The sequence below is a fragment of the Enterococcus sp. AZ177 genome (genome assembly GCF_050544585.1).
GTDB classification, from domain to species: domain Bacteria; phylum Bacillota; class Bacilli; order Lactobacillales; family Enterococcaceae; genus Enterococcus_L; species Enterococcus_L plantarum.
Window position 1 is genome coordinate 981804 of the sequence record NZ_CP172944.1, and the last position, 25421, is coordinate 1007224.

33 protein-coding genes are annotated in these 25421 nt (G+C 35.4%); 24 read left to right on the forward strand and 9 right to left on the reverse strand.

The window, feature by feature from the left end:
* The first annotated feature begins 93 nt into the window (after positions 1-93).
* Positions 94-1284, forward strand: a complete 1191-nt coding sequence (locus IGJ34_RS04650; RefSeq protein ID WP_430598226.1) for a competence protein CoiA — start codon at positions 94-96, stop codon at positions 1282-1284.
* A 36-nt stretch (positions 1285-1320) separates the two neighbouring features.
* Positions 1321-3138, forward strand: a complete 1818-nt coding sequence (gene pepF, locus IGJ34_RS04655; RefSeq protein ID WP_430598227.1) for an oligoendopeptidase F — start codon at positions 1321-1323, stop codon at positions 3136-3138.
* Between the two features lie 44 nt (positions 3139-3182).
* Here the strand turns inward: pepF and IGJ34_RS04660 are convergent, their stop codons facing one another.
* Positions 3183-3833: a ClpXP adapter SpxH family protein gene (locus tag IGJ34_RS04660; protein WP_111248758.1), complete on the reverse strand. Its 651-nt coding sequence runs from the start codon at positions 3831-3833 to the stop codon at positions 3183-3185.
* A gap of 117 nt (positions 3834-3950) precedes the next feature.
* Entirely contained in the window at positions 3951-4535 is a 585-nt protein-coding gene (locus IGJ34_RS04665; RefSeq protein WP_430598228.1) for a CYTH domain-containing protein, read from the reverse strand.
* Positions 4536-4730: 195 nt separating this feature from the next.
* Here IGJ34_RS04665 and IGJ34_RS04670 point away from each other — a divergent pair, with 195 nt between their 5' ends.
* The 4 genes from IGJ34_RS04670 to mgtE are packed head-to-tail and all read left to right on the forward strand — an operon-like array spanning position 4731 to position 8501.
* On the forward strand, positions 4731-5411 hold the full coding sequence (locus IGJ34_RS04670; protein ID WP_430598229.1) for a GTP pyrophosphokinase: 681 nt from the start codon (positions 4731-4733) through the stop codon (positions 5409-5411).
* Positions 5412-5421: 10 nt separating this feature from the next.
* The gene (locus IGJ34_RS04675; protein WP_069654287.1) at positions 5422-6219 is read left to right on the forward strand and encodes an NAD kinase; all 798 of its coding nucleotides are present in this window, start codon (positions 5422-5424) and stop codon (positions 6217-6219) included.
* Between the two features lie 7 nt (positions 6220-6226).
* The gene (locus IGJ34_RS04680; protein ID WP_111248756.1) at positions 6227-7120 is read left to right on the forward strand and encodes an RluA family pseudouridine synthase; all 894 of its coding nucleotides are present in this window, start codon (positions 6227-6229) and stop codon (positions 7118-7120) included.
* Between the two features lie 19 nt (positions 7121-7139).
* On the forward strand, positions 7140-8501 hold the full coding sequence (mgtE, locus tag IGJ34_RS04685) for a magnesium transporter (RefSeq protein ID WP_069654289.1): 1362 nt from the start codon (positions 7140-7142) through the stop codon (positions 8499-8501).
* 65 nt (positions 8502-8566) lie between these two features.
* Here the strand turns inward: mgtE and IGJ34_RS04690 are convergent, their stop codons facing one another.
* On the reverse strand, positions 8567-9202 hold the full coding sequence (locus IGJ34_RS04690; protein WP_069654290.1) for a copper homeostasis protein CutC: 636 nt from the start codon (positions 9200-9202) through the stop codon (positions 8567-8569).
* Between the two features lie 138 nt (positions 9203-9340).
* On the opposite strand from IGJ34_RS04690, the gene IGJ34_RS04695 reads away from it, so the two are divergent.
* Together IGJ34_RS04695 and trmL are read left to right on the forward strand one after the other, a co-directional pair.
* Positions 9341-10186, forward strand: a complete 846-nt coding sequence (locus IGJ34_RS04695; RefSeq protein ID WP_430598230.1) for a methyltransferase domain-containing protein — start codon at positions 9341-9343, stop codon at positions 10184-10186.
* Positions 10187-10429: 243 nt separating this feature from the next.
* A complete protein-coding gene (trmL, locus tag IGJ34_RS04700; protein WP_430598231.1) occupies positions 10430-10936 on the forward strand; it encodes a tRNA (uridine(34)/cytosine(34)/5-carboxymethylaminomethyluridine(34)-2'-O)-methyltransferase TrmL in 507 nt (168 codons plus the stop codon).
* A gap of 76 nt (positions 10937-11012) precedes the next feature.
* Here trmL and gloA2 read toward each other — a convergent pair whose 3' ends face one another.
* Positions 11013-11393 (reverse strand): SMU1112c/YaeR family gloxylase I-like metalloprotein, encoded by a 381-nt coding sequence (gloA2, locus tag IGJ34_RS04705; protein ID WP_111248753.1) that lies wholly within the window; start codon positions 11391-11393, stop codon positions 11013-11015.
* 207 nt (positions 11394-11600) lie between these two features.
* Between gloA2 and IGJ34_RS04710 the strand changes: the two genes are divergently transcribed.
* From IGJ34_RS04710 to IGJ34_RS04720, 3 genes are all read left to right on the forward strand, one after another.
* The gene (locus IGJ34_RS04710) at positions 11601-12224 is read left to right on the forward strand and encodes a histidine phosphatase family protein (protein WP_430598232.1); all 624 of its coding nucleotides are present in this window, start codon (positions 11601-11603) and stop codon (positions 12222-12224) included.
* Between the two features lie 32 nt (positions 12225-12256).
* A complete protein-coding gene (recD2, locus tag IGJ34_RS04715) occupies positions 12257-14836 on the forward strand; it encodes an SF1B family DNA helicase RecD2 (RefSeq protein ID WP_430598233.1) in 2580 nt (859 codons plus the stop codon).
* A 146-nt stretch (positions 14837-14982) separates the two neighbouring features.
* Positions 14983-16098, forward strand: a complete 1116-nt coding sequence (locus IGJ34_RS04720; RefSeq protein WP_430598234.1) for a PLP-dependent transferase — start codon at positions 14983-14985, stop codon at positions 16096-16098.
* Positions 16099-16153: 55 nt separating this feature from the next.
* Here IGJ34_RS04720 and IGJ34_RS04725 read toward each other — a convergent pair whose 3' ends face one another.
* From IGJ34_RS04725 to IGJ34_RS04740, 4 genes are all read right to left on the reverse strand, one after another.
* Positions 16154-17113, reverse strand: coding sequence for a diacylglycerol/lipid kinase family protein (locus IGJ34_RS04725; RefSeq protein ID WP_430598235.1), 960 nt, complete (start codon positions 17111-17113; stop codon positions 16154-16156).
* Positions 17114-17407: 294 nt separating this feature from the next.
* Entirely contained in the window at positions 17408-18535 is a 1128-nt protein-coding gene (locus IGJ34_RS04730; RefSeq protein WP_430598236.1) for a tyrosine-type recombinase/integrase, read from the reverse strand.
* Between the two features lie 60 nt (positions 18536-18595).
* Positions 18596-18907 carry a hypothetical protein gene (locus IGJ34_RS04735; RefSeq protein WP_430598237.1) on the reverse strand — a complete coding sequence of 104 codons (312 nt, stop codon included), beginning with the start codon at positions 18905-18907 and terminating at the stop codon, positions 18596-18598.
* A gap of 16 nt (positions 18908-18923) precedes the next feature.
* Positions 18924-19670 (reverse strand): S24 family peptidase, encoded by a 747-nt coding sequence (locus IGJ34_RS04740; protein ID WP_430598238.1) that lies wholly within the window; start codon positions 19668-19670, stop codon positions 18924-18926.
* Between the two features lie 159 nt (positions 19671-19829).
* Here IGJ34_RS04740 and IGJ34_RS04745 point away from each other — a divergent pair, with 159 nt between their 5' ends.
* Genes IGJ34_RS04745 through IGJ34_RS04760 form a run of 4 tightly spaced genes read left to right on the forward strand, consistent with a single transcriptional unit; the run spans position 19830 to position 20926 of the window.
* Positions 19830-20054 (forward strand): DUF739 family protein, encoded by a 225-nt coding sequence (locus IGJ34_RS04745; protein ID WP_430598239.1) that lies wholly within the window; start codon positions 19830-19832, stop codon positions 20052-20054.
* Between the two features lie 39 nt (positions 20055-20093).
* Positions 20094-20438 (forward strand): hypothetical protein, encoded by a 345-nt coding sequence (locus IGJ34_RS04750; protein ID WP_430598240.1) that lies wholly within the window; start codon positions 20094-20096, stop codon positions 20436-20438.
* Between the two features lie 15 nt (positions 20439-20453).
* A complete protein-coding gene (locus tag IGJ34_RS04755) occupies positions 20454-20783 on the forward strand; it encodes a DUF771 domain-containing protein (RefSeq protein WP_430598241.1) in 330 nt (109 codons plus the stop codon).
* Entirely contained in the window at positions 20780-20926 is a 147-nt protein-coding gene (locus IGJ34_RS04760) for a hypothetical protein (RefSeq protein WP_430598242.1), read from the forward strand. The genes IGJ34_RS04755 and IGJ34_RS04760 overlap by 4 nt, the downstream gene beginning before the upstream one ends.
* A 175-nt stretch (positions 20927-21101) precedes the next feature.
* Here IGJ34_RS04760 and IGJ34_RS04765 read toward each other — a convergent pair whose 3' ends face one another.
* Positions 21102-21725, reverse strand: coding sequence for a hypothetical protein (locus IGJ34_RS04765; RefSeq protein ID WP_430597345.1), 624 nt, complete (start codon positions 21723-21725; stop codon positions 21102-21104).
* A 74-nt stretch (positions 21726-21799) separates the two neighbouring features.
* On the opposite strand from IGJ34_RS04765, the gene IGJ34_RS04770 reads away from it, so the two are divergent.
* From IGJ34_RS04770 to IGJ34_RS04810, 9 genes are all read left to right on the forward strand, one after another.
* Positions 21800-21985, forward strand: a complete 186-nt coding sequence (locus tag IGJ34_RS04770; RefSeq protein WP_430597344.1) for a hypothetical protein — start codon at positions 21800-21802, stop codon at positions 21983-21985.
* Positions 21986-22189 carry a hypothetical protein gene (locus IGJ34_RS04775; RefSeq protein WP_430597343.1) on the forward strand — a complete coding sequence of 68 codons (204 nt, stop codon included), beginning with the start codon at positions 21986-21988 and terminating at the stop codon, positions 22187-22189.
* A 12-nt stretch (positions 22190-22201) separates the two neighbouring features.
* Complete coding sequence (locus tag IGJ34_RS04780) at positions 22202-22426, forward strand: helix-turn-helix transcriptional regulator (RefSeq protein WP_430597342.1); 225 nt, start codon at positions 22202-22204, stop codon at positions 22424-22426.
* A 1-nt stretch (position 22427) separates the two neighbouring features.
* The gene (locus IGJ34_RS04785) at positions 22428-22676 is read left to right on the forward strand and encodes a hypothetical protein (RefSeq protein ID WP_430597341.1); all 249 of its coding nucleotides are present in this window, start codon (positions 22428-22430) and stop codon (positions 22674-22676) included.
* Positions 22677-23363, forward strand: coding sequence for a Rha family transcriptional regulator (locus IGJ34_RS04790; protein ID WP_430597340.1), 687 nt, complete (start codon positions 22677-22679; stop codon positions 23361-23363).
* Positions 23364-23389: 26 nt separating this feature from the next.
* Entirely contained in the window at positions 23390-23713 is a 324-nt protein-coding gene (locus IGJ34_RS04795) for a hypothetical protein (RefSeq protein WP_430597339.1), read from the forward strand.
* 71 nt (positions 23714-23784) lie between these two features.
* Positions 23785-24084 (forward strand): hypothetical protein, encoded by a 300-nt coding sequence (locus IGJ34_RS04800; protein ID WP_430597337.1) that lies wholly within the window; start codon positions 23785-23787, stop codon positions 24082-24084.
* On the forward strand, positions 24081-24704 hold the full coding sequence (locus IGJ34_RS04805; RefSeq protein ID WP_430597336.1) for an ERF family protein: 624 nt from the start codon (positions 24081-24083) through the stop codon (positions 24702-24704). Before IGJ34_RS04800 ends, IGJ34_RS04805 begins: the two co-directional genes overlap by 4 nt.
* Positions 24705-24709: 5 nt before the next feature.
* On the forward strand, positions 24710-25420 hold the full coding sequence (locus IGJ34_RS04810) for a putative HNHc nuclease (RefSeq protein WP_430597335.1): 711 nt from the start codon (positions 24710-24712) through the stop codon (positions 25418-25420).
* Position 25421 lies beyond the last annotated feature (1 nt).

Here is a 25421-nt window from a genome sequence, read left to right on the forward strand (position 1 = left end):
TAAAAAACTGTGACAAAGTGATAATGCTTTGTTTCAGTTTTTTTTTAATGAATCAACATAATTTCTGCGTATCTTACTTGTGAGGTGAGAGGTATGTTGAATGCATATTCAAAAAATAAAGAAGTTGTAACACTGTTAAATTTATCAAGAGAGGAGATCGAGCAATTAAAAGGTAGAAAGTATTTTTGTCCTGTTTGTTGTCAGCCGGTTCGAATCAAGAATGGGAAAGTAAAGTTACCGCACTTTTCTCATTACAATCAGAGTAGTTGTAGTATTTATTCAGAAGGTGAGACAAGAGAACATTTGGCATTAAAAGAAGTCTTTGTGAAGTGGTGTGAGAAAAATAGAATTGGATACGAACTAGAAAAATATCTACCAGCACTGAATCAGCGGCCTGATCTTTTGATAGGAAATATTGCATTAGAGATTCAATGCAGTCCATTAAGTACGCAACGATTAGTTGAACGGACCAAGAGTTATCAGCAACATGGCTATATTCCAATTTGGATATGCGGTAAAAAGTTATTTTCTAACCGCTATAAATTAAACGAAGTAGTTAAAAACTTATGTTATTATTCTGAGGGATTAGGATTTTATTTATGGACAGCAGATTGGGAAACAGAAGAATTGGCGATACATTCTCATATTGAAGAAGATTTTAAAAAGAGGATTTATTCTTCAAAAAAAATCTGGTCTTTTTATAGCGATTTTTTGCTAGAAATTTTGGATTTTCCTCAGAAATCAAAAATTTATACTCAACGAAAATTTAAAATTGGATCGCTGATAGCAGAGTATTATTCTGAATTGAATAGAAAATTATATACAAGAGATGAGAAGATAAGAATGTTACAAGCTGAATTATATAACAATCGGCTTCATTTACTTCAATTGCCAAATTGGTTTTATTATCCAGGTCTTCGTATTTTCTGTTGTAGAGATTCAGATATGTTATTGAAAGTTCGAATCTGGAATTTCGTACAGTTTTTTGATCAGAATGTTTTTGATCACTCAGCGTTAATCTGTTTATTAAAGGTGGAGTTGGTGCAGTCAGCTGAGTTGTTTTATGAGTTGCCAAATATTTCTTTTAAGACAGTTCAAACGTACTGTTTAAATCAAATACTGACTTATTTAATTGCCTGTAATCATTTAGTCAACGTCGAAAAGGGTTGGAAGGTTCAGATAGTGTCGTCAGATCAAACGATATCTGATGTGGGAGACTGGCTAAAAAAAATTGAAAATAACTGTTTAATCACTGCTACTCCCTTAAAAAATGTGATAAGATAAATCTAGGTAGGAATAATTTGAAAAGGAGCCGATGTAATGAGTGAAGCAAAACAGTTACCAGAACGTGAGAGTTTACCAATAGAAAAGACTTGGGATTTGACGAAGATTTTTAAGGATGATCAAGCTTTCGATGAAGCTTTTCAAGCGTTGTCAGAGGAATTAAACGAAGTTGAACAATTTAAGGGAACGTTAGAGAATGGTAGCGAGGTATTTTTAGCCAGTATTGAGATGTTATTAAGTATTTATCGTAAAATCGAAGTCATTTATGTGTATGCTCATTTAAAAAATGATCAAGACACTACCAATACAACCTATCAAGCATTATACGCTAGAGCAAGTTCTTTATTAGCGCAAGCAAGTGAAGCTGTAGCCTGGTTTGAACCAGAAGTGTTATCGTTGAGTGATGACAAGATTTGGGGATATTTTGCTGAAAATTCTAAATTAGAGATGTATCGTCACTTTATTGAGAATATTTTGAGTGATCGACCACATATTTTATCTGCTGACCAAGAAGCTTTATTAGCGGGTGCTGGTGAAATTTTTGAAGCATCCAGTAATACGTTCTCTATTTTGAATAATGCAGATTTAAAGTTTCCAGTAATCGAAAATGAAAACGGTGAAAAAATCCAATTGACTCATGGTGTATATGGTCAGTTAATGGAAAACGTCCATAGAAGTGTTCGGGAAGAAGCATTTAAAGGACTTTATAGCGTTTATGATCAGTTCAAAAATACATTCGCTCAAACATTAAGCTCACATGTTAAGGCGCATAATTATAAAGCGAAAGTTCGTAATTTTTCTTCTGCCAGAGAAGCTGCATTGAGTAACAATCATATCCCAGAAAGCGTTTATGATACATTGATAGATGTAGTCAATCAAAATCTACCGTTATTGCATCGTTATGTATCTTTACGAAAACGTTTATTGAACATAGACGAACTTCATATGTACGATATGTATACCCCTATATTAGGTGAAGCATCAATCAAGTATTCTTATGAAGAAGCAAAAGAAAAAGCAATCACTGCTCTAAATCCGATGGGAGAAGAATATTTAAATGTAGTAAAAACAGCATTTAGTGACCGTTGGATCGATGTTATCGAAAATCAAGGGAAACGTAGCGGTGCTTATTCATCTGGCGCCTATGATACAGCACCATATATTTTGATGAACTGGCATGATAGTTTAGATCAATTGTACACATTGGTTCATGAAATGGGACACAGTGTCCATAGTTATTTTACGCGTAACAATCAGCCGTATGTTTATGGAGACTATTCTATTTTCTTAGCGGAAATAGCTTCGACAACGAATGAAAATCTTCTAACAGAGTATTTATTGGAGACGGAAACAGATCCTCGAATTCGTGCCTATGTGTTGAATCATTATTTGGATGGCTTTAAAGGAACAATTTTCCGTCAAACTCAATTTGCTGAATTTGAACACTTTATTCATACAGAGGATGCAAAAGGAATACCATTAACAAGTGAGTATTTGGGAGAGTATTATGGAGAATTAAATCATAAATATTATGGTCCGGAAGTGAAGACAGATCCTGAAATTGCTTTAGAGTGGTCTCGTATTCCTCATTTCTATTACAACTACTATGTTTATCAGTATGCGACAGGATTTTCAGCTGCATCAGCTTTAGCAAATAAAATTTTGGAGAAAGAGCCGCTTGCATTAGAGAATTATTTGACTTATTTGAAATCAGGTAGCAGTGATTATCCAATAGAAGTGATGAAAAAAGCTGGCGTAGATATGACAAAACCACAATACATTAAAGATGCTATGCATGTTTTCGAAACAAGATTAGGTGAACTAGAAGAACTTGTAGCTTCTTTAGAAAAATAAAATAAACTGCTTCTCTCATATGTTGAGGGGAGCAGTTTATTTTATTAAAGCAAATGTAAATGTCCATGTGGAACTCGAGGTTCATTGTAATGATTTAATTCAAATTTTTCATGAAAATACTGTAAGTTATCTTCAGATGTTTCACAAAGTCTTTTAATTTCATCCATAGACTCACACTCTTCTACAAGTACACCGAAGTCCCGATCACAAGTATAATTGTAAACTACTGCTGAAGGGTGTTTTGTAATGCCCATTTCACGAGCAATTTGTTGATCTGTTTGAAAAGATTCTTTTACAAAATCAGATTGACGATCCATTTTAAACATATCCAGATCGCCACCAGCCTCTACTAATAGTTTTTCAGCTAACTCTGTAGAGTAGGGGAGCTTGTCTACTGCTACGGCTTGTTGTAAGCCTAGTAGTAAATGACGTCCTTTTTTCTTTCCTTGTAATTGTGCTGCTTTATAATCCAATGCTGCTGAATAAATATCTTCAAACAATTGATTACGTTGTTCAATGTCATGTGTTGGAATATCGAACAACTGTATAAGATGGTTAATGGTTCTCATATTAACGAGTGGAATGAAACGAAATTGGATTTTTTTATTTTCAGTTTCAACCAGTTTTAAAATATCCTTTTCTACGTTGAGACAAATGCCCCCCAAAGGATTAACGAACAGATAGATTTCAATCATTCATAATTCCTCCAATTTGACTCTTTTGCGACTAGACATCATTTCTCAACTAAGTGTCCCTAATTTATCAGAAAATATGGGAAAAATGAAATGATTTGTTTTAGCTATAATAACTTCTTAATCTTTTACTTTTGAGCTTCGCATCATACGCTGAATTTTGTTTGGTGATGGGGATTCTTTGATATTCAAAGTATCCAATAGGGTAAGAAAATCTTTCTTTCCGTTAGTAGCGTCATCTACTTCTAACTCCAATTCAAAATCATGTTGCTTATTGTACCAACTTTCATCTAGCGCGAGTAAACCTTGGGGAAGTTTTATTTCTGCTCGTTTAGTTGTTAGGCTTCCGATTAAACGTAAATTATCTTTGTCGATTCCTAAAGCAGTCAACTTGTTGTAGACATACCCATCATCTGGAAGTAAGGCCGATTCAACGATCTGCTGAGCTTCTTCAAGAGAAAGCGTATCGTTGATTTCGAGGAGGCCAACTTTTTGAGGTATTTTCAAAGTAATTTCTGCATCATTGGATAGTATACGAACTCTTAAACCGATATGTTTCTTTTTTAATTGAAAATCGGCTGAATCAAAATAATAATTGATTTGTGTAAAGAAATTCTCTTCTTTTAGTTGAAAGTAGTCTACTACTCGCGGGAAATCATCGATAGATACTAATGTTTTAAATTCTATTTCTAAATTCTCACTCACGTTTATTTGACCCACTTTCTTTAATTTAATTCAATTTTTGCATACTTTACCCATTTACGTCAAGAAAAGTGAACTAGAAGTTAAAAAATTCGCTATTGTCGAAAAATTATAGACAATTTCTCAAATTACCCTATTTTTGATAGCTCTATGGTAAAATAAGCTGTGAATCAAATTCAAAGAAATAGAGGGATTAGGATGGAGAAAGAGTGGGAGCTTTTTCTGGCACCGTATGAACAGGCTGTTGGAGAAATGAAAGTTAAGCTGCGCGGTATTCGTAAGCAGTTTCGAGAACAAAATAAACATACACCTATTGAGTTTGTAACAGGTCGAGTGAAACCTGTTGATAGTATTTTAACAAAGGCTGCCTTGCGTAATATTGCTGCTAATCGTCTAGAAGAAGAAATGCAAGATATTGCAGGACTTAGGATTATGTGCCAATTTGTTGAGGATATTCGGCAAGTAGTGGATATCATTCGCAATCGTAAGGACTTGAAAATTATTCAAGAACGTGATTATATTACAAATAAAAAAGAGAGCGGCTATCGTTCGTATCATTTAGTAATTGAATATCCGGTCCAATTGATAACGGGTGAAAAAAAGATTTTGGCTGAAATTCAAATTCGTACGTTAGCCATGAATTTTTGGGCTACGATAGAACATTCATTGAATTATAAGTATCAAGGCGCTTTTCCAGAAGAAATGAAAGAGCGGTTGCAACGTGCAGCCGAAGCAGCTTACCAATTAGACGAAGAAATGTCAACAATTCGTGAAGAAATTCAAGAAGCGCAACATCTATTTTCACACGGACGGGGCAAGTCGAAAGATAATTATTATCAAAAATTTAATGATAATAATGAGAAGAAAGATAAAGACTAGGAGGAGTAGGATGAAAGTTGCAATCGTTCATAACCATGAGCACAAATCTAATGAAGTTACACGCCGTTTACTCCTGCTTTTAAAAAAAAATAAAATCGAAATGGATGACCATCAACCAGATCTTGTGATTTCTGTAGGTGGAGATGGTACATTGTTATCAGCGTTCCACCGTTTCAGCCATCGACTGGATGACGTTAGCTTTTTAGGTGTCCACACAGGACATCTTGGTTTTTATACGGATTGGCGGGATTATGAACTGGAAGAATTAGTTCAAAGTCTATTGGTTCATCAAGAACAGAGCATCAGTTATCCTTTGTTGGATGTGAAAATCAGTTTTCATGGCAATAAACCAGATAAACATTTTCTAGCATTGAATGAATCAACAATCAAACGTGCTAATCGTACTATGGTTGCGGATGTCTTCATCAAAGATGAATTATTTGAACGTTTCCGTGGAGATGGTTTATCCGTCTCTACTCCGACAGGATCGACTGCCTACAATAAAAGTATTGGGGGAGCAGTACTTCATCCGAGTATCAATGCATTTCAACTTGCAGAGATTGCATCATTAAACAATCGTGTTTTTAGAACATTGGGTTCACCAATCGTGATTGCGCACACCGAATGGGTAGAAATCAAGTTGCAAGAAAGTAATGATTATCTGATTACAGTTGATCAATTAGATATCTATCAAGATGATATCAAGTCGATTTACTATCGTATTGCGGATGAGCGTATTCATTTTGCATCGTATCGACATATGCATTTTTGGCATCGTGTTAAAGATGCCTTTATTAGTGAGGATTAGTAAATCAATGGAATTTAATTGGACAGTAGAAAACAAAGAACCGCAGCAAGTAAAAATGTTCTTAAAGGAGCAAGGAATTTCTAAAGGACTTTTAGCCAAGATCAAGTTTCAAGGTGGAAAAATTGAAGTCAATCAGTCTGTTGAAAATGTATTATTTAAGTTATCCTTGGGAGATCAGGTGAAAATTACGATCCCGGACGAGAAAGAGCATGAGACGTTACTGGTTGACGATGTACCGATCGATATTGTTTTTGAAGATGCCCATTATTTAGTGGTCAATAAACCAGCAGGGATTGCATCGATTCCTGCTCAATATCATCCTAATGGTACGATGGCGAATCGGGTTAAGGCCTATTTTAAAGCACAGAAGTATCAAGATCAGGTGATTCATGTAGTGACTCGATTAGATAGAGACACTACGGGCTTGATGTTGTTTGCTAAACACGGTTTTGCTCACGCGATGTTAGATCAGGAGCTACGAAAAAAAGAAGTGATCAAGATTTATCAAGCCTTAGTTAGTGGTGATGTATCGCGACTAAAGAAACATGAAACAATAAAGTTACCAATTGGCCGTGATTTATCTTCTATTTTGAAAAGAACTATTGTTGAAACGGGACAACAAGCTGAGACTGAATATTGGTTGATGAAACGTAAAAAGGATCAAGCATTAGTAAATATTCAACTTCATACAGGTAGAACCCATCAAATCAGAGTCCATTTTGAAGCTATTGGTTGTCCATTATTAGGTGATTCGATGTATGGAGGTAAAATGGATAGCGGAATCGAGCGACAGGCGTTACACTGCTGTCAGTTGAGTTTTATCCATCCCTTTACAAAGCAACGATTAGAATTAACTTCTCCTCTAGAAGAAGATATGAAGAAAATTGTAGATCAACTTTAGATTGAAAGGAGCGGTTTAGGTGAACGAAGGACAAGAAATGGAAGACCATTTTTCATTGCTGTTAGAGAAATTAAAAGACCAGCAGATGGCGGAGTTTCGTGAGTTGTTTTTGGCGCTCCATATTTACGAACAAGGACAATTTTACCAATCGATTGATGAAGCAGATAGAAAGCAAATGTATAATTATTTGTCACCAAAAGAATTAGCTGACATGTTTGATGTTATTGAAGAAGATAACGAAAACATGAAGGATTATCTGGCGGAAATGCGTCCGAGTTATGCGGCTGAAATGTTATCAGAGATGTATACGGATAACGCAGTTGATTTACTGAATATGTTAGAGAAAAGCCAGAAGGCGAAATATCTAAGTTTAATGAGTACCGAAGATGCTGGTGAGATCAAAGAATTACTTCATTATGAAGATGATACAGCCGGATCGATCATGACGACAGAATTTGTTTCTATTGTTGCGAATCAAACGGTTCGTTCTGCAATGTATGTGTTGAAAAATCAAGCTGATATGGCAGAAACGATTTATTATGTCTATGTGGTAGATCAGGAAAACCATTTAGTCGGCGTTATATCTTTGCGTGATTTGATTGTAAATGATGATGATACAATGATTTCAGACGTGTTAAGTGAACGGGTAATTTCTGTTCATGTTGGAGATGATCAAGAGGATGTTGCGCAAACGATTCGAGATTATGACTTCTTAGCGTTGCCAGTTACAGACTATGAGGACCATCTTTTAGGGATCGTAACAGTTGATGATATTATTGACGTTATTGATGATGAAGCGGCAAGTGATTATTCTGGTTTAGCTGGGGTCAATGTGGAAGAGGTTAGTGAAAATCCCATCAAAGCAGCATCAAAACGGCTGCCTTGGTTGATTACATTATTATTTTTAGGAATGTCTACAGCTACTTTAATCAGCCATTATGAAGAGTTAGTTAGTGAAGCAAGTATTTTAGCTGTGTTCATTTCATTGATTACCGGAACTGCTGGAAACGCAGGGACACAATCATTAGCGGTAGCAGTCAGAAGATTAGCGGTGTCAGACGAAAAAGATAATAATTTTGGCCGGTTAATTGTTAGTGAAGTGTTGACTGGTTTAGTAACAGGGGCTGTTACGGGTGTGGCGATTTTTATCGTTGTTGGGATTTGGCAACATAATTTTCCATTAGGGTTTGTAATCGGAATGGCGATGTTATGTGCTATTACCGTTGCAAATTTAGCTGGTAGTTTGATTCCGATGCTCATGGACAAATTAGGATTTGATCCGGCCGTTGCCAGTGGACCTTTTATTACAACACTAAGTGATTTGACCAGTGTCTTGATTTATTTTAATATTGCCAGTCTTTTTATGCAGTATTTTATTTGAAATGATCATAATAAGGAAAGCATTAAACTTTATGTAACGAAGTTTAATGCTTTCCTTTATTCGTTTTATTCTCCTACGATTTTTGTCCCGTGGACTTCATCAACTTGCAAGGCCATTACTACAGATTTAACATTTTTATCAGTAATACCACCGCCAGGTAATATAGTAATTCGATCATTAGCATAGTTGATCAGTTCTTTTAGATGATCAAAATTAGCCTCGATTGCTGTTCCAGAAGGCCCGCCATGTGTTAAAATACGATGTACATCATGTTCTGCTAACCAATCGATTGCTTTAAGTTGGTTTTCTTTATTTAATACATCAAAAGCCATGTGGAAGGTGATTTGCAGCCCTTCTGCAGTTTCGATCAATAATTCTAATGCTTCTTCGTCTAACCAGCCGTCATTTGTTAAACAACCTATAACGACACCATCAGTTCCAATTTTTTTTGCTTCGATTAGATCAGTATGCATAATTTTAAGTTCAATATCATTGTATACAAAATCTCCACCTCGTGGTCTGATGATTGTCATAACGGGAATCGATTTTTCTCCAGCATAAGCAACAACTTCTTCAATAACACCTGTACTAGGTGTTGTACCACCTACAGCTAGATTATCACATAATTCGATTCGTCCTGCCCCGTTGCGGATGGCAGTCGGGATATTTGTGAAATTTTCAGCACAAAATTCTTTGATCATTCGATTCACTCCTTGTTTTTTCTTCACAGGCATTGTACCACAATTATGGCGGTTGCCAAAGTCTTCTTCCCGTTGTAAGATAAATAGCGACGATTAATCAATTAGTGTCAGAATTTATAGTGAATAGGAAGTAACCTTATGTTGAAAAAAATTGATTTTGCTCGTAATTTTTTAGAAACACATCAAGAACAATTTCTTTGCCCAGTATGTAAAAAGTCAATTCAGCTAGAAGGATATAGTTTGATTTGTGCAGAAAACCATCAATTTGATTTATCTAAAAAGGGAACGATTTATTTTCTTTCTCATAGTATTCAAACAGACTACAATAAAAAAATGTTGATCCATAGAAGCAAGATGATTCAAAGTGGTATGTATCAGCCTTTATTGGAAAAAATTATTGGTGATATGGATTTGACTGGAAATACGTTAGATGTTGGATGCGGTGAGGGAAGCTTTTTGTCTGAGCTTTCTAGTTTAGGCTTAGTGGGGCCAAAATTTGGGTTTGATATTTCTAAGGATGGGATTTATTTAGCCAGCAACCAACCAATCGAAGCTTTTTGGTGCGTCGCTGATTTGACAAACTTGCCATTTGCAGACCAATCGATGGATACTGTTTTAAATATTTTTTCGCCATCTCATTATAGTGAATTTCAGCGTGTTTTAAAACAAGAGGGAACACTTATCAAAGTTGTGCCTGAAACAGATTATCTAAAAGAGTTGAGGACAGCCTTTTATCCAGGTGATGAAACGAAGCAAACCTATTCCAATGAAAAAGTTTTGGCAAAATTTTATAAGGAAATGGATATTTTGTCCGACGAACGCGTAACCTATAGCTTCTCCATACCGGAAGAAAATCGCCTAGATTTATTAGAGATGTCTCCACTGGAATGGGGCGTAGCTGAAGAAGTAAAAGAAGCGATTCAAAAAAATCCATTATCTGACATCACAATTGACGTTCGCATGTTAAAAGGAAAATTGAAATAGCGCTTACAATCGGTAAATTTGCTAAAAGGTATTGCAAAGCTCTGGTAATGGTGTTATATTACATACAAGTTGTTTTTTCATTGGTTTTTATCAGGTTCCTGTTCTGATAAAAGTTAGTGAAAAGAGCTTCACTAACGTAGCGACTCGCAGTGATTGACACCGAGGCGATACGTTTTTTTTATGCCGATTTTTGTGAACAAAAAAATAAATGATGAATCATTCAAATGAAAGGAAAGTGAAATCATGACCAATCATATTGTATTATTTGAACCTCAAATCCCAGCAAATACCGGTAATATCGCCCGGACTTGTGCAGCAACAAATTCACCCTTACATCTCATTGAGCCGTTAGGTTTCTCGACCGATGATAAACACTTAAAAAGAGCAGGATTGGATTATTGGAATGACGTTAATATCATGTATCATGCAGATTTGACGGCATTTTTAACCTATTTAGGTGAGCAACCGCTACATTTAATCACAAAATTTGCAAATCAAACGTATAGTGAAATGGATTATGCTGATGGCAAAGATCATTATTTTATGTTTGGGAAAGAAACGACTGGATTACCAGAAGAGTTTATGCGAGAAAATGAAGAAAAATGTTTACGAATTCCGATGAATGATGAACATGTTCGTTCGTTGAATTTGTCAAATACGGTAGCATTAGTGGTTTATGAAGCGTTGCGTCAACAAAATTTTCCAGCATTGGAATTACAGCATCATTATGAAAAGGATAAATTAGATTAAACATAATACTAAAAAACTGTTCTCCTTACGATTGAAGAGAACAGTTTTTTTTCAACAATAAAGAGAAATCAGTACATTATTCATGTAACTCTAAAGGTAAACCGTCTGGATCAAAGAAAAAGGTCATTTTTTCTCCTGTAAATGTATCTGTCCGAATTGGTTCGCATTCAATTTCTTTAGTGTTCAAGAAGGCAATGACTTCCTCTATATTTTCTACTTTAAACGCTAAATGGCGTAAACCCAAAGCTTCAGGATAAGAGGGTCTTTTTGGTGCATTAGGTGAAATGAAAATTTCTAATTCATGATTTCCTAATTTTAAATCTAGTTTAACATCATTTTTCTCTTCTCGATGATTTTCCCTAATGATTTCAAAACCTATTTTTTCTACATAGAATTCTTTCGTTTTTTGGTAATTAGAACAATTGATGGCAATATGATGAATGTGCTCAAAAAACAAATCAGTTTCCTCCTTCAATATCACGATACAAGCTTGAAGCTCTTTTATTATAACGTAGTTTTTTTAGAAACACACACGGAGGAAACTGTTTTTTATAAACCTCGTAGTTAAATGGAATTTTGCCAGTGAAAATGATACACTAGATAAGATAAATAAATGGACATTAAAAAGTAAAAATCAATAAATTCGAATCAAGGGAGCGGACGCATGAAATTATATTTTACTCGCCATGGAAAAACGGAATGGAATCAGGAACTTAGGTTTCAAGGAATGACGGGAGATTCACCGTTGCTTCCAACGAGCTATGAGGAAATAAAACGGTTAGGTCAAACACTTAAAGAAGTGCCCTTTAAAAAAATCTTTTCAAGTACTTCACCGCGTGCAAGAAAAACAGCGGAAGGGATCAATCAAGAGCTAGAGCGACCAGTAGAAATAATTTATACAGATGAGTTAAAAGAATTAGGCCTTGGTAAGTTAGAAGGTCAGTCTATCAACGAAATGAGAAAAACATATGGACAAGAACTAGATCATATGCGCTATCAGCTGGACCGATATAATCCTGAAGTATTTCAAGGTGAGCCAATTGAACACGCAATAACACGCATTTCTTCTGTTGTAAAAGCAGCAGTTGATAATGGGGATGGACCGTATCTTTTTGTAGGCCATGGTGCTTCTTTAACTGCGGCAATCCAATCACTTTCAGGGAAAGAGTTAGGCGAACTGCGTAGTATGGGCGGCCTTAAAAATAATAGTTTATCAATCTTAGAAGTAGCAGAAGATGAAGAAGTATATACTTTAACATTATGGAATGATGATTCTTTTTTACAGTAATATATTTTTTGGGATAAAGCGAGGTGAAATCCATGGATACGTTGTTTGGAGAAGGGGAAAAAGAATACGTAGTTGGGCAGGTTCAAGCGATCTTTTTTCAAAATCCCAGTAATTTTTATAAAGTTTTATTAGTGAAAATCACTGACACAAATACAGACTATTTAGAAAAGGAAATCGTTACGACAGGTAGTTTCGGCCAAATTCAGGAAGAAGAAATCTATCGCTTTTTTGGACATTTTGTTGATCACCCTCGTTATGGCAAGCAGTTCCAAGTCGATAGTTATCAGCAAGAGCGACCAACTTCTGCTAGTGGTGTTGTAAACTATCTATCAAGCGAAAAATTTCCTGGAATTGGAAAACGAACTGCTGAAAAAATCGTCGAAATTTTAGGCGATGATGCTATTGATCGCATTATCGAAACCCCAGATGTTCTCGAAGAAGTGCCTCAATTAAATGAAAAAAAATGCCAGACAATCATTGAAACCATTCGCTTAAATCATGGTATGGAGCAAGTAATTGTGGGCTTAAATCGTTATGGATTTGGTAGTCAGCTTTCATTTACGATTTATCAAACCTATAAAGAAGAGACTTTGGATATTATTCATGAAAATCCTTACCAGTTAGTAGAGGATATTGAAGGGATTGGCTTTAAGCGAGCAGATACTATAGCGGAACAATTAGGGATCGGAGCAGATTCAGATAAACGTGTGCGAGCTGCAATCACTCATGAAATTTTTCAACATTCTGTTCGTTCCGGAAATACGTACGTAGAAGCAGAAATGCTGCTTAGAGAAACGATCAATACTTTGGAGGCAAGCCGTCCAGTTGAGATTTCCATTGATCAAGTGGCGGAACAAATTATTCATTTAGTCGAAGAAGGAAAAATCCAGCAAGAAGGCACTAAACTTTTTGAAAATAGTTTATATTTTTCTGAGTGGGGAATCGGAACATCGATTCAACGTCTACTTTCACGAAAAAAAGAAATCAAGTACGATAAGAAAGAGATTGAAAAAAATATTCGTGGGATCGAAAAACGATTAGGAATTCTTTATGGCGACTCTCAACAAGCGGCTATTGAGGAAGCAATCAAAGCCCCACTTTTCATCTTGACTGGTGGTCCAGGAACAGGGAAAACAACCGTTATCAATGGAATTGTTTCGCTGTTTGCAGAGTTGAATGGACTTTCTTTGGATAGTAAGGACTACACGCAGGAAATGTTTCCAATCTTATTAGCAGCACCAACAGGTCGTGCAGCTAAACGAATGAATGAGACAACTGGGCTCCCAGCAAGTACGATACATCGTTTATTAGGATTAACTGGTAGGGAAAAAAATCCTAGTATGACAGCAAAAGAACTAGAAGGTGGCTTATTGATCGTTGATGAAATGTCGATGGTTGATACATGGTTGGCGAATACCTTATTTAAGGCGATTCCAACTAATATGCAAGTTATTTTTGTTGGAGATAAAGATCAACTTCCTTCCGTTGGACCAGGTCAAGTATTGCATGATTTATTGCAAATCAATGAAATACCACAAATGGAATTAACTGAAATATACCGCCAAGGCGATGGCTCAAGTATTATTCCTTTAGCACATGAAATCAAACAAGGTAGACTGCCGCAAGATTTTACTGTGAATCAAAAAGATCGTTCATTTTTTCCTAGTGATGTTTCTCGTATCGAGTCTTATGTCCGTCAAATTGTGACTAAAGCCAAAGCAAAAGGGTTCTCGCCACAAGACATCCAGTTGCTAGCTCCCATGTATCGAGGCGCAGCTGGTATCGATGCATTGAATAGAATGATGCAAGAAATTTTCAATCCTAATGATGGAACGAAAAAAGAAGTGAAGTGGAATGAATCAGTCTATCGTATTGGGGATAAAGTGCTTCATTTAGTCAATACACCAGAACTGAATGTTTTTAATGGTGACATGGGCGAAATCGTGGGTATTATTTTAGCTAAAGATTCAGAAGACAAAGTCGATGAATTAGTGATCCAATTTGATAATAATGAAGTGAGTTACAAACGAAATGAATGGAACAAAATTACGCTTTCGTATTGTTGCTCGATCCATAAAGCGCAAGGTAGCGAGTTCAAGATGGTCATTTTGCCTATGGTTCATCAATACCATCGTATGCTGCAGCGTAATTTACTCTACACAGCTGTCACTAGAAGCAAAGAAATTTTGATTTTGTTAGGCGAAGTTCAAGCGTTCAATACGTGCGTTGCACATGAAACTGCTAGCCGTTTAACGATGTTGAAAGAACGAATCACTAGTGCGGACGAGATGTCTTTGACGACAAGGATGCAGTTGGAAGAGTATGAAGAAGGATTGAATAAAGAAGCTCCCTTCTCGGATACTGTAGAAAAAGAACCCATTGTGTATGAAGCAGCGAAGGAAAATAAAATAGCTGTGACTGAAGTAGTAGCAGAGCCTATTTCAGTGAAACCCGAATCAGAAGAAATTTCGTTGTTTAGCGAACCTGTTGAAGAAAGTGCGGAACAAGTTGAAGCAGAGTTAGATAGACTGTTGACACCAAGTTTAGTCAGCGCTCAAACGATCGATCCGATGATTGGAATGAATCAAACTACACCCTATGATTTTATGTGATAGTGGACAAACTGGGATGAGCCAAAACGGCTATCTCAGTTTTTTCTTGCTTTAAGAGGATGACGATGTATATAATGAAAAACAACACAGCAACATGGTTTACTAGAAATGAAGGTAGATTATTTTGGTAGAAATGAGGGGAATTAATGGAAAAAGAATCACAATCGGGAAAAGTCCAAACTGATACATTTTTGGCACAAATTGGGAATCATCAAAACTCAGTGACCGGATCGATCAATACGCCTATTTATTTTTCAACAACGTATGAACATCCGACACTAGGTGAGTCGACGGGCTATGATTACACGAGAACTAAAAATCCAACAAGAGAAGTTGTAGAATCTGCATTGGCGGTGTTAGAAAATGGTGCGATTGGTTTAGCAACTAGCTCAGGAATGAGTGCCGTCCAATTAGTCCTTAGCCAATTTCCTGTTGGGAGTCAAATTATCGCATCTAGAGATTTATATGGCGGTAGTTACCGTTATTTTAAAGAGTTAGAAACGCAAGGAATCTATCAATTTATTTATGTTGATGACGAAGCTGGTTTTGAACGAGAAATTTCGGACCAAACGGCAGCAGTTTTTATTGAAACCCCGACCAATCCTTTGATGAGTGAAGTGTCTATTGAAGAAGTGGCTGTTTTCACAAAGCGACATCAAGCGCAACTAATTGTTGATAATACATTTTATACGCCATTGATCCAGCGCCCATTAGATTTAGGTGCAGATATCGTTTTGCATAGTGCTACAAAGTACTTAGGTGGTCATAACGATTTACTGGCAGGTGCTGTAATAGCTCGGTCACAAGAAGTCGGAGAGCGATTGGCATTTAGTCTAAACACTACTGGTGCAGTTTTGTCTCCATTTGATTGTTGGTTATTGATCAGAGGAATGAAAACTCTAGCGTTACGGATGGAAAGACATGAAAAAAATGCGCAGTCTGTGGTGGCGTATTTAAAAACCAGCTCATATGTCAAGGAAGTGATGTATCCAGGTCGTGGTGGAATGCTGAGTTTTAAACTAAAGGATCACGAAAAGATCAAAGACTTTTTACGAAACTTGTCGATTTTTACTTTTGCAGAAAGTTTGGGTGGAGTTGAAAGCTTAATTACGTATCCAACAACGCAAACGCATGCTGATATTCCAAAAGAGCTAAGAGAGTCATACGGATTAACACCTGATTTATTGAGGATCTCGACAGGAATTGAAGCCAGTGAGGATTTGATTGAAGATTTGAAACAAGCATTTGAATCGTTAAATTAAAAATGAGAATAATACGTAATAGAGGCTGGGATGTCCCAGCCTCAGTTTAATGTACCTAGAACCAAAATAATCTCGTTTCAGTTCCAAAAGAAATATCAGTACTTCTCTCCCCTAAAATTTCACCATCGGCATGAACATATTCAGGAAACGTTGAAACGATTCGAAATTTGCTGGATTGAAAGTGATGAAAGTATTTTGAATGCATCTGTTTTTTTCGAAGTAATAATAAAATCAGCCAGAAAATTTTAAACATGTTGATACGTTCGACCAAGACAAAATCCAGAACAGGTTTGCGTGGATCAGCCATTGGCGCAATTGGCACGCCACCGCCAAAATAAGGGTGTTTTGTTACTGTACATAGAAAAGCGCGATCAAATTCAACATTTTTACCGTTGACCTCAACAAGAATCGGGAAGCCTTTTTGAGTGAATAATACCTTTAAAATAGAAAAAATATAAGATAAAGACCCCATATTGAATTTGTTTAAAGCACTTTTTGACGCAGATGTATTGGCTGCATTGACAATTGCTGCGTCCAAGCCAATACCGATATTATTAACAGCAAGTCCATCTTCATCTTGTATCGATTCAGCATAGGTAATAATTTGGATTTCTTGCGGTGTCTCAGCCTTTAGTAATTGGAAAAAAGCTTTTTCAGCTTGTTTAGCAATCCCCGCACCACGGGCAAAATCATTTCCTGAACCACATGGAATATAGCCGATAGGAATTTTGGAATCAAAGGACAATAAAGCATTGGTGACGCTATGCAAAGTACCATCTCCACCTAGAACTACTAGAAGTGGAAAAGTACTAATTTCCAAATCATTGCTCCAAGGAATCAGTGTATTCTGTGCTAAAGTTTGAACGATTTCTCTTTCGTGTCCAGCGTGATCTGTATAGAAAGTTGTATATTCAATGTGGGCAGTATGCATTTGTTTGATAATCTTTTCGGCAACTTTGCCTCCAGTACCGCCACCAGCATTTTCATTGATGACGAGATAATAATGTTTCTTCATTTCTTTCCTCCTTGTACAAAGTCTTATTATAACAGACATGTGAAAAATTAAGAATGATGGATGCTTGAAAAAACAAAATCAAAATAAGAAATAGCTTGTTGAAAGATTAAAAAAAAGCGGACTTATCATTGTGAAACGATCAATTATGAGATATAATGCCTACGTATCATTTTTTGAGGGAAAATCTTCCTCGACAAGGTTCATCAACCGAACCGCAGGCATTAAGAAGAAATGCTGTTATAAAAGGATTGTGAAGGGTTTTAAGAAGGTGTTTGCCACAAATTTGCCACAAAATTATAAAAAGTTCTCATATCTGTCGATAGAATCGGTTTCCATTTTTTGGGAGATATGAAGATAAACGTTGGCTGTCATGTTGATCGTGCTATGACCTAAACGTTCGGAAACAAACTTGATATTTGATCCACTTTCTAATAAATGAACCGCATGTGAATGTCTAAGGGCATGAGGGGATAAGTGATTTAGTTCAGCAACTTTGCATATCTTAGTGAAATACGTCCGATAGTTGCACTGTTTTAAAAAATCACCATTTAAATCATTGAAGATAAACTCCTTGTTAATAACATAAGATTGAGACTTCAAAGAATGTTCATTTTTCTTTATCCTGAAAGACTTTAATAAGGAAAAGGTTTTTTTGTCTATTAAAATTTTTCTATAACTAGACTGCGTTTTAGGTTCAGTGATATAATCTTTGTTATTTTCACGATATAGGGTTTTATCTATAGTTAATTTATTATTGTCTAAGTCGGACCATCTTAAACATAAAGCTTCGCCAAGCCTCAAACCTGTTCTTGCCAAGAGCATTGTCAAAACGTAATATTGATAGTTAACAAATGGTTTTGTGCCTGTGTATTTTTCTGAAACTTCAATAAGCTTTTGTAAGTCAGTTTTTTCAAAAAACTGTATGTCATTTTTTCGTTTTTCTGATCGAGGATATTTTATACCTTTCATCGGATTAACACTTATTAGCTTGTAGTCATTCACGGCATCCTCTAGAGCGTTGGTAAACGTTGCGCAATATGATTTAGCAGAATCTACAGCTAAGTGACTACACATATCGTTCACCCATGCAATACAGTCCATTCGTTTAACTTCATTTAGTCTATAATAGGAAAACTTTGGCAATATATGAAGAGTAATGGATCGTTTTATTTTTGCTAAGGTAGATTTTTTCACATGTTTTTCTTTTAATGCAACCCACATTTCCAGATACTCACTAACAATCATATTTTCATTTTTAACACTAATTCCAGCATTCATTTTACTTTCGATGTCGTTAGCAGCAGATTGAGCATCTCTTTTCGTTCTGAACCCACTCTTTGATATTTCCCTAAATTTTCCATTCTCTTTGTATCTAATTCTGTATCGCCATTTCCCGTTGTCTTGTTGTTTGATACTGGCCATGATAACAGCTCCTTTCCGAATGTATGTTCTTAATTAGTTAAAAAGAAAAGCCCGAAGGCTCTAAAAATCGGACCAATCATTTTTCTTTTCCTTTTTTGATCTCAATTCTTCTTGAACACGTTCAGCTTCAATTCTTCTTCGTTCTAACTCATTTAGTCTTTCTAGTTCTAAAATTTCAGCTTCTTCCTTTGCTTTTCTCTTGTTCTCCTTCATTTTAGGATATCCAAATACAAACCAACAAATGATTGCTATAATAACGACTGGAATTAGATAAGGTAAAGCAGCAGTAAATAAAGAAATTAATAGCGCTCCAACAAATAACGTTCCGCAACCGCAACCAGATTCTTCCGTAACAACATATCTTTTTCCCATTTTATTACCTCACTTTTTATAGAATGACTTTACCAATAATCCGAACTTTTTCATCATGCATTATTCTGTCCTCGTATCGATCATTTACTGACCTCAATATAATCTGTCTATTGTCGTAATCTTTAATTACTCTTTTACAAGTAGCGCCGTCACCGTTTATCTCAACTACAGCTATTTCACCACTTTCGACATCTTCTTGTCTTTTGTAAAAAACAATACTACCATCTTTTATTAATGGTTCCATCGAATCCCCTTGTATGTAAATAGCACAATCAGCTCCTTCAGGTACATGGGAGAACGAATGTTGTTCTATATCTACATCTCCATATTCTATAACGGTTGGGTTCGCAGCAGTTTTACCCACTAATGGAATTATTTTACTATTCAATGATTCTTGTTCGTCAAGTTGCTGTTTGGCATATTTGTAAACTTTAGTTTGCCTTTGTGGTTCTAACTCATTGTAAATTGCTTCTAAGGCGTTGATATAGTTCATTTCTTGTCTTTTGTAATCAGGTATTCTTTCAATGGGAACATTATATCCCATTAACCAAGGCTCGTTTACATCTAACGTTTTTGACAGAAGATATATTCTATCTTGATCTGGAGCTTGTTTTCCTGTTACGTATTGCGATAAAGTGCTTTTCCCCATTTTTACACCTAATTCTTTTTGGTACGGTTCTGACATTTTTAAGATATCAACTTGCCTTAAATTACGACTGGACATTATTTGGTGTAAACGATTTGCCGGGGAGACTTTTTCCATTTCTATCACCTCCTTACAGAACAGTATATAACAGCTTAGGTATAAGTTCAACGAAAAAATTCATAATACATGAACTTTTGTGTTGACAATGATTTAATGTGAAGGTAAACTATAGATATAAAGTTCATGTAACGTGAACAAAGAAAGGAGTGTATCATAATGAGCTATGATTATTCAAAATTGTCAGGAAGAATTGTTGAAAAATTTGGAACTCAGTATAATTTTTCAATCGCAATGGGAGTTTCGGAAAGAACTTTATCTCTAAAGTTAAACGGTAAAGTTTCGTGGAAAGATCGTGACATTGCAAAAGCGTGTGAATTGCTAGGACTTAGTACTAAAAACATTCCCATTTATTTTTTTAGCGAAAAAGTTCATGTTGCGTGAACTTTCAAGTCGAATTAAACAGCATAGGAGGAAATGTAAATGGAACAACAAAATCAAAATGTAGGTAATATAAGTATCAAAGTAAACACAGAAGGTTTAGAACAGGTAATAGAAAAAGCTGAGACATTAAATAAATTATTAGCAGACAATGAACGTCTTAAGGCTGAAACATCACATAAAAACATTTCAGAAATGATTTACGAAGTTTGCGAAAAGGGGTGTCAAATTGTTTCGAAAATGTCTGAAGAATTAATTATTTACGACACAGTATCAAGAGAATCAGAAAATCTCGAAGCAATATCAGGGTTTTTAGAATCTTTAATAGCTGTTAAAAAACATGTTCCTAGAAATCCTAATATTTCTTTGTTCGGCGAATCAAAATAAGATAGGGGTGTTTAGATGAATAATCAACAACTACCTGTACAGGTAAATGTACAGGTAGACAACCAATATATGGAGAAATACGCAAGGGAATATATTGAAAAACTTTACACTAGATTGCTAAAGCCACAGTGGTTAACTATGAAAGACATGATTCAAATTACAAGACATCAACGTAATTGGATTATGGAAAACATTGTTGATGATCCATACGTAAAAAAGAACAAACTAGCAAAAAAAGATGGTACTAGCAAAAACTCTAACTGGCTATTTGATGCTGATGGAATAAGACCATTTTTAGAAAAACTGTTCAATGACTTACCAGATTACCAGGATGTATTGGAATGATTGTTACAGCGAACCTAATCTTACTAACAGTATCGATCATCTGTTTCGCCACAGGCGAGACTATGCAAGGCTATGCGTTATTAGCGGTGATGTATACATGTTGTGTAGTAGATAGAATACAGAAAACAGGAGGAGAAGAATGAAAAGGATTGTCTATAAAATTTTACCAGTATTTGTAATTGATTTGTACATTAAAAAAATAAAACGCCCACCTTGTATCAAGTGCGAAGGAATAGGCGTTTTAAATATCAATGATAAAGAATATATTTGTGAAAATTGCGCTCTGATTATGAGTGAGCTAAGTTGCAAAAGTAATACCTAGACTTGATTCCATATGTTCAAAATGAATTCTGCATCCATTTCTAATTCAAGAATACTCTCTGATCGTAACGGACTAGATTCAATTACTTTTCCATTCTGAAAATTGAATACACAGTATTTTTGATTATCAGGGACAGAGAAATTTTTTTCGGCGAGTTGCATCAAAGTTAATGTTGCGTTGATATTTCGTTTATCAATTTTGTTCGATGTAGATCTTTTCTTATAGTTGTTCTTTACTAGCATTGGTTCACCGTTAATGGACAATCCAAATTCGGGGGAAGCATTAACATATAGATCGTCTCTAAGTTTCCAAAATGACTGACCTGTCTGGAAATATTCAACTTCGTTTGAATTGATAAATCGCTTGTAAGTTTTTACAGCTGCGATATAATTCTTTAGTTTTTTCTCGTCAGTAGTTCGTTCAATTAAATCGTCTAAAGTTTCGATGGGTAATCCATTCTCGTGGATACGTTTAATCTCGTCTCGCAACGGTTTCCAGTAATCTTTAGCAGGATGATAGTCTGAATCGTTTTTGACTTCTTTGATGTAATTTATTTTAGCACTTGTACTGACTTTAGTAGAAAATGTTAAGAATTGTGTTAGCGACATATTTATGGACATATATTTTCACCACCTTTCTATATAAAGTATACCAAGGTGAATGATTTCTAACAATACAGAAAGGAGCAACCGAAATGAAAATTGACAAGGAACGATATGAAGAGTTATTGCAAACAGAAAAATTTTTGAAAATTCTATATGAATTAGGGTTTCAAGATACATTATTACACCGTATCGCTTTTGATATTAGTGTAGGCAAAGAAATTACAAATTGGACAATAGAAGAATTTCAAATTGATAGAAAGGTAGGTAGAAACTAAATGAAACTAATATCAAAAAATCTAAACAAAATTACCTATATTGTTTATGTAATCGGCATGATTCTACTCTTAACGTTAGATGTTAATAGTAAAGTTTGCCTAGGCTATTCTTTGTTATTGATGACCTATAGCTTAGTAGCTGAGTATTTATCATTTAACGTTTGGATTGCAGAGGATGCGCTTAGAACATATAAAAAAGACTAGGAGGAACCGATCATGTTTAAAAAGAAAGAACCAGTATATGTAAGTCACCTTAACGAGATCAGACGTGCTAAAGGATTGTCAGTTGAAACATTAGCCGAAAAAGTCGGTGTGTCCAAACAAACAATTGACAGTATTGAGTTAGGGAAACACAAATTATCACTGGAATTAGCTTATGAGATTTCAGGCGCTTTGGATTGCCGTGTCGAAGAAGTGTTTCCGAGAGTAGGAGGGAAATAGAATGTCAGCGCCAGCGAGATTGAGAGTAGCATCAGCAAACGTGATTACACTTCCTAAGAATCACAAGATGTACAAGGCTAGAAAGAAAATTGCAACAGATTTAGAAATAGGCGATCAAGCATTGATTGATTGCGATGTAGTCGTAAGGATTGTAAATAAGGGTAACTGCTCTGCGGTAGTGGAAGATGCATATCATAACCGTACAAATATTAGTTTTGATCGGTTGAGTAAATTGGAAGGGGAAATATAAATGCAAGAACTAGTAATAATGAAAAATAAAGAAGCTGTAACTACTAGTTTGCAAGTAGCTGATAGCTTCAACAAGAAACATCAACATGTATTAAGAGACATTGATACATTGCAAGAAGATGTGTCCAATTTTGGACAGATGTTTATAGAAGGGACTGAACCTGATTTATATGGGAGACCAAGACGAATCTATTTTATCAGTCGTGATGGCTTCTTCCTTTTAGCGATGGGATTTACTGGAAAAAAAGCAATTGGATTTAAGCAAAAATATATACAAGCGTTTAACGATATGGAAGACACAATTAGAAAAAATACAGTTCCTCAAACAATTGAAGATATGATGATTTATCAATTAGAAGACATGAAAGAAGTAAAGAAAGACGTAACTGTTTTAAAAGACACGATGCGGATCACTGGGCAACAAGAATTCGAAATTAAGCAGCAGTCCAATAAGAAAGTAGTAGAGTGTCTTGGTGGGAAAGATAGTCCAGCTTATAAACGACATGCTAAAAAAGTATTCTCAAACTACTGGAAAGATTTTAAACAGTATTTCCACCTACCAAGATATGGAGAACTACCAAGAATCAAGTTTGATGATGCTTTAGCATACATTGACGAATGGTTACCAGATACAGATTTACGCTTGTTGATCAAAGAAGCGAATAGACAACGTGAATTATTTGAATAAAAAAAGACCGATAGGAGCAAATGGTAATGAATGAAGAGATGTTATATCTAGTTAATTTTTTAGCAAGCATTAAAAATAGCAAAAGTTATGTGGTTAATTTTGAATTCAATAATTATATCTATCTCACATTTAGTTTACAGTTGGAATTTGTTAGAGAAGGATTTAGAGATAACGCAGTGTGCATTGAGCGTGATGCTTGGAAAGGACTTTTTGTAAATGTCGGAAGTAGCTATAAACCGATTAAAACAATAAAGATTGATTCGGATTGGGTCGGAGAGGCATTAGTAGTAGCGCAACACGAATTAGCAAAAATGAATTGGGTTCCAATTGAAATTGAAAAAGACCGATAGGATGGCAGTCCTGTCAGTCGATAACGAAAATATATTAACAAAATTATACCACGGAAAGGTGGATTTTGACAATGACACCAAAAGAAGCAGAAGCATTGGACCATTACTTGACTACTCCGCCAGAAGATTTTTACCAGGAGTATGGAGACGAAATAGATGATACAGCGAATTGGAACATAGATGATTTCGGAAATGTCGTATACGAGAGTGATTGGGTATTCGTTATGTATTTTAAGCATATGGATATCGAAAAGAAACTAGTAGGTAGCCAAGAAGGATTCATGACCGCATTAGACGAATATGATCCATCAAATCTAATTGCTGAAAAATTAGAAATTATCAGTGGGAAAGAGTGGTTGAACAAACAATGAAATTTAGTGAAACGAGACAAGAAATATTCAAAGCATTAGCTCTATTTAGAAAAAACCTAAAACAACCAAAAAAAGATGCTGACAATCCTTTCTTTAAAAGTAAATACGTTCCTTTAGAGAACGTGACAGAAGCTATTGACTTAGCGATAGAAGGTACAGGAATGAGTTACACACAAGAAGTAACAAGTGCTTCCAACAACCAAGTTTCAGTTGCCACATTAGTAACTCACGAAAGCGGAGAGTATATTTTATACGATCCACTAACTGTTAATACATCTAAAATTGATGTCCAAGCTTTTGGGTCTGCCGAAACATACGCACGAAGATATACACTAGGTGCAGTATTCGGCGTTACTAGTGAGCTGGATGATGACGGAAATGAAGCAGTTAAAAATGCGCCTAAGATGATATCAGACTTAGAAATACAAAAGTTAAACAAACAAATCGAAACATTCTCTTTAGAACACGAAACTAGCGAGGAAAAGACTTATAAAGCAGCACAGAAAAAAACGAATATCCACAAAAGTGTTGAACAACTCACAAATGAAGAATACGGCATTATATCAAATTGCCTAATTCAAATTAGCAAAAATCTAAAAAAAGAAGCTAAAGAGAAGTGATTTAAATGATTGGAAAAATCATATCTCACGACAAAAACAAACTGACAATTGAGTTTGACGAAGATATCAATCCTGAGTACCTAAAACTTTTGAGCAGAGGAAAATCAAACTATGTACTAGCTAAACTACTAGACAATGAAAAAATGTCCTCTGCTCAAAATGCAGTGTCTCATACATTGATTAGGGATATAGCGAATCATTATTTTGTAGATGCTCAAGAGATGGAGATCAGTCTGAAATATCAATACAGCTATAGAGAAATCAATGGATTTTCTCATTCAGATGCAACTATGGATGATGCAGCTAAATGGATTGAGTTTTTAATTGAATTCATATTGATGAACGGCGTTGATTTGCCAAAAAGGTATACCTATTTACTAGACTACGACAAGTTTTTTTACTTCGCTTGTAAGCACAGGAAATGCTGTGTATGTGCGAAAGAAAATGGTCAAATACACCATGTCACTGCAGTTGGTAACAGAAAGAGAAAGAACGTTGATCACAGGCTTTTCCCATTCGCTTGTGTCTGCTTAGAGCATCATAACATAGCACATGCGCTAGGAGAAAAAGAATTTCTGGCACGATATGAAGTTACACCAGTTTATCTGGATAAAGAAACATTAATAAAAATTGGTATAACCTCAAATGCTCAGATTATGAAGTTTGATGAAAAGTACAAAGATGAAGAACTATACAAGAAAGCGATAGGAGGGTGAT

What these genes read in the sequence shown, in the direction of transcription:
- IGJ34_RS04650 (WP_430598226.1), top strand. Translation starts at nt 94, where the DNA reads ATGTTGAATGCATATTCAAAAAATAAAGAAGTTGTAACACTGTTAAAT.
- pepF (WP_430598227.1), top strand. Translation starts at nt 1,321, where the DNA reads ATGAGTGAAGCAAAACAGTTACCAGAACGTGAGAGTTTACCAATAGAA.
- IGJ34_RS04660 (WP_111248758.1), bottom strand. Translation starts at nt 3,833, where the DNA reads ATGATTGAAATCTATCTGTTCGTTAATCCTTTGGGGGGCATTTGTCTC.
- IGJ34_RS04670 (WP_430598229.1), top strand. Translation starts at nt 4,731, where the DNA reads ATGGAGAAAGAGTGGGAGCTTTTTCTGGCACCGTATGAACAGGCTGTT.
- IGJ34_RS04675 (WP_069654287.1), top strand. Translation starts at nt 5,422, where the DNA reads ATGAAAGTTGCAATCGTTCATAACCATGAGCACAAATCTAATGAAGTT.
- IGJ34_RS04680 (WP_111248756.1), top strand. Translation starts at nt 6,227, where the DNA reads ATGGAATTTAATTGGACAGTAGAAAACAAAGAACCGCAGCAAGTAAAA.
- IGJ34_RS04690 (WP_069654290.1), bottom strand. Translation starts at nt 9,202, where the DNA reads ATGATCAAAGAATTTTGTGCTGAAAATTTCACAAATATCCCGACTGCC.
- IGJ34_RS04695 (WP_430598230.1), top strand. Translation starts at nt 9,341, where the DNA reads ATGTTGAAAAAAATTGATTTTGCTCGTAATTTTTTAGAAACACATCAA.
- trmL (WP_430598231.1), top strand. Translation starts at nt 10,430, where the DNA reads ATGACCAATCATATTGTATTATTTGAACCTCAAATCCCAGCAAATACC.
- IGJ34_RS04710 (WP_430598232.1), top strand. Translation starts at nt 11,601, where the DNA reads ATGAAATTATATTTTACTCGCCATGGAAAAACGGAATGGAATCAGGAA.
- recD2 (WP_430598233.1), top strand. Translation starts at nt 12,257, where the DNA reads ATGGATACGTTGTTTGGAGAAGGGGAAAAAGAATACGTAGTTGGGCAG.
- IGJ34_RS04720 (WP_430598234.1), top strand. Translation starts at nt 14,983, where the DNA reads ATGGAAAAAGAATCACAATCGGGAAAAGTCCAAACTGATACATTTTTG.
- IGJ34_RS04725 (WP_430598235.1), bottom strand. Translation starts at nt 17,113, where the DNA reads ATGAAGAAACATTATTATCTCGTCATCAATGAAAATGCTGGTGGCGGT.
- IGJ34_RS04730 (WP_430598236.1), bottom strand. Translation starts at nt 18,535, where the DNA reads ATGGCCAGTATCAAACAACAAGACAACGGGAAATGGCGATACAGAATT.
- IGJ34_RS04735 (WP_430598237.1), bottom strand. Translation starts at nt 18,907, where the DNA reads ATGGGAAAAAGATATGTTGTTACGGAAGAATCTGGTTGCGGTTGCGGA.
- IGJ34_RS04740 (WP_430598238.1), bottom strand. Translation starts at nt 19,670, where the DNA reads ATGGAAAAAGTCTCCCCGGCAAATCGTTTACACCAAATAATGTCCAGT.
- IGJ34_RS04745 (WP_430598239.1), top strand. Translation starts at nt 19,830, where the DNA reads ATGAGCTATGATTATTCAAAATTGTCAGGAAGAATTGTTGAAAAATTT.
- IGJ34_RS04750 (WP_430598240.1), top strand. Translation starts at nt 20,094, where the DNA reads ATGGAACAACAAAATCAAAATGTAGGTAATATAAGTATCAAAGTAAAC.
- IGJ34_RS04755 (WP_430598241.1), top strand. Translation starts at nt 20,454, where the DNA reads ATGAATAATCAACAACTACCTGTACAGGTAAATGTACAGGTAGACAAC.
- IGJ34_RS04760 (WP_430598242.1), top strand. Translation starts at nt 20,780, where the DNA reads ATGATTGTTACAGCGAACCTAATCTTACTAACAGTATCGATCATCTGT.
- IGJ34_RS04765 (WP_430597345.1), bottom strand. Translation starts at nt 21,725, where the DNA reads ATGTCCATAAATATGTCGCTAACACAATTCTTAACATTTTCTACTAAA.
- IGJ34_RS04770 (WP_430597344.1), top strand. Translation starts at nt 21,800, where the DNA reads ATGAAAATTGACAAGGAACGATATGAAGAGTTATTGCAAACAGAAAAA.
- IGJ34_RS04775 (WP_430597343.1), top strand. Translation starts at nt 21,986, where the DNA reads ATGAAACTAATATCAAAAAATCTAAACAAAATTACCTATATTGTTTAT.
- IGJ34_RS04780 (WP_430597342.1), top strand. Translation starts at nt 22,202, where the DNA reads ATGTTTAAAAAGAAAGAACCAGTATATGTAAGTCACCTTAACGAGATC.
- IGJ34_RS04785 (WP_430597341.1), top strand. Translation starts at nt 22,428, where the DNA reads ATGTCAGCGCCAGCGAGATTGAGAGTAGCATCAGCAAACGTGATTACA.
- IGJ34_RS04790 (WP_430597340.1), top strand. Translation starts at nt 22,677, where the DNA reads ATGCAAGAACTAGTAATAATGAAAAATAAAGAAGCTGTAACTACTAGT.
- IGJ34_RS04795 (WP_430597339.1), top strand. Translation starts at nt 23,390, where the DNA reads ATGAATGAAGAGATGTTATATCTAGTTAATTTTTTAGCAAGCATTAAA.
- IGJ34_RS04800 (WP_430597337.1), top strand. Translation starts at nt 23,785, where the DNA reads ATGACACCAAAAGAAGCAGAAGCATTGGACCATTACTTGACTACTCCG.
- IGJ34_RS04805 (WP_430597336.1), top strand. Translation starts at nt 24,081, where the DNA reads ATGAAATTTAGTGAAACGAGACAAGAAATATTCAAAGCATTAGCTCTA.
- IGJ34_RS04810 (WP_430597335.1), top strand. Translation starts at nt 24,710, where the DNA reads ATGATTGGAAAAATCATATCTCACGACAAAAACAAACTGACAATTGAG.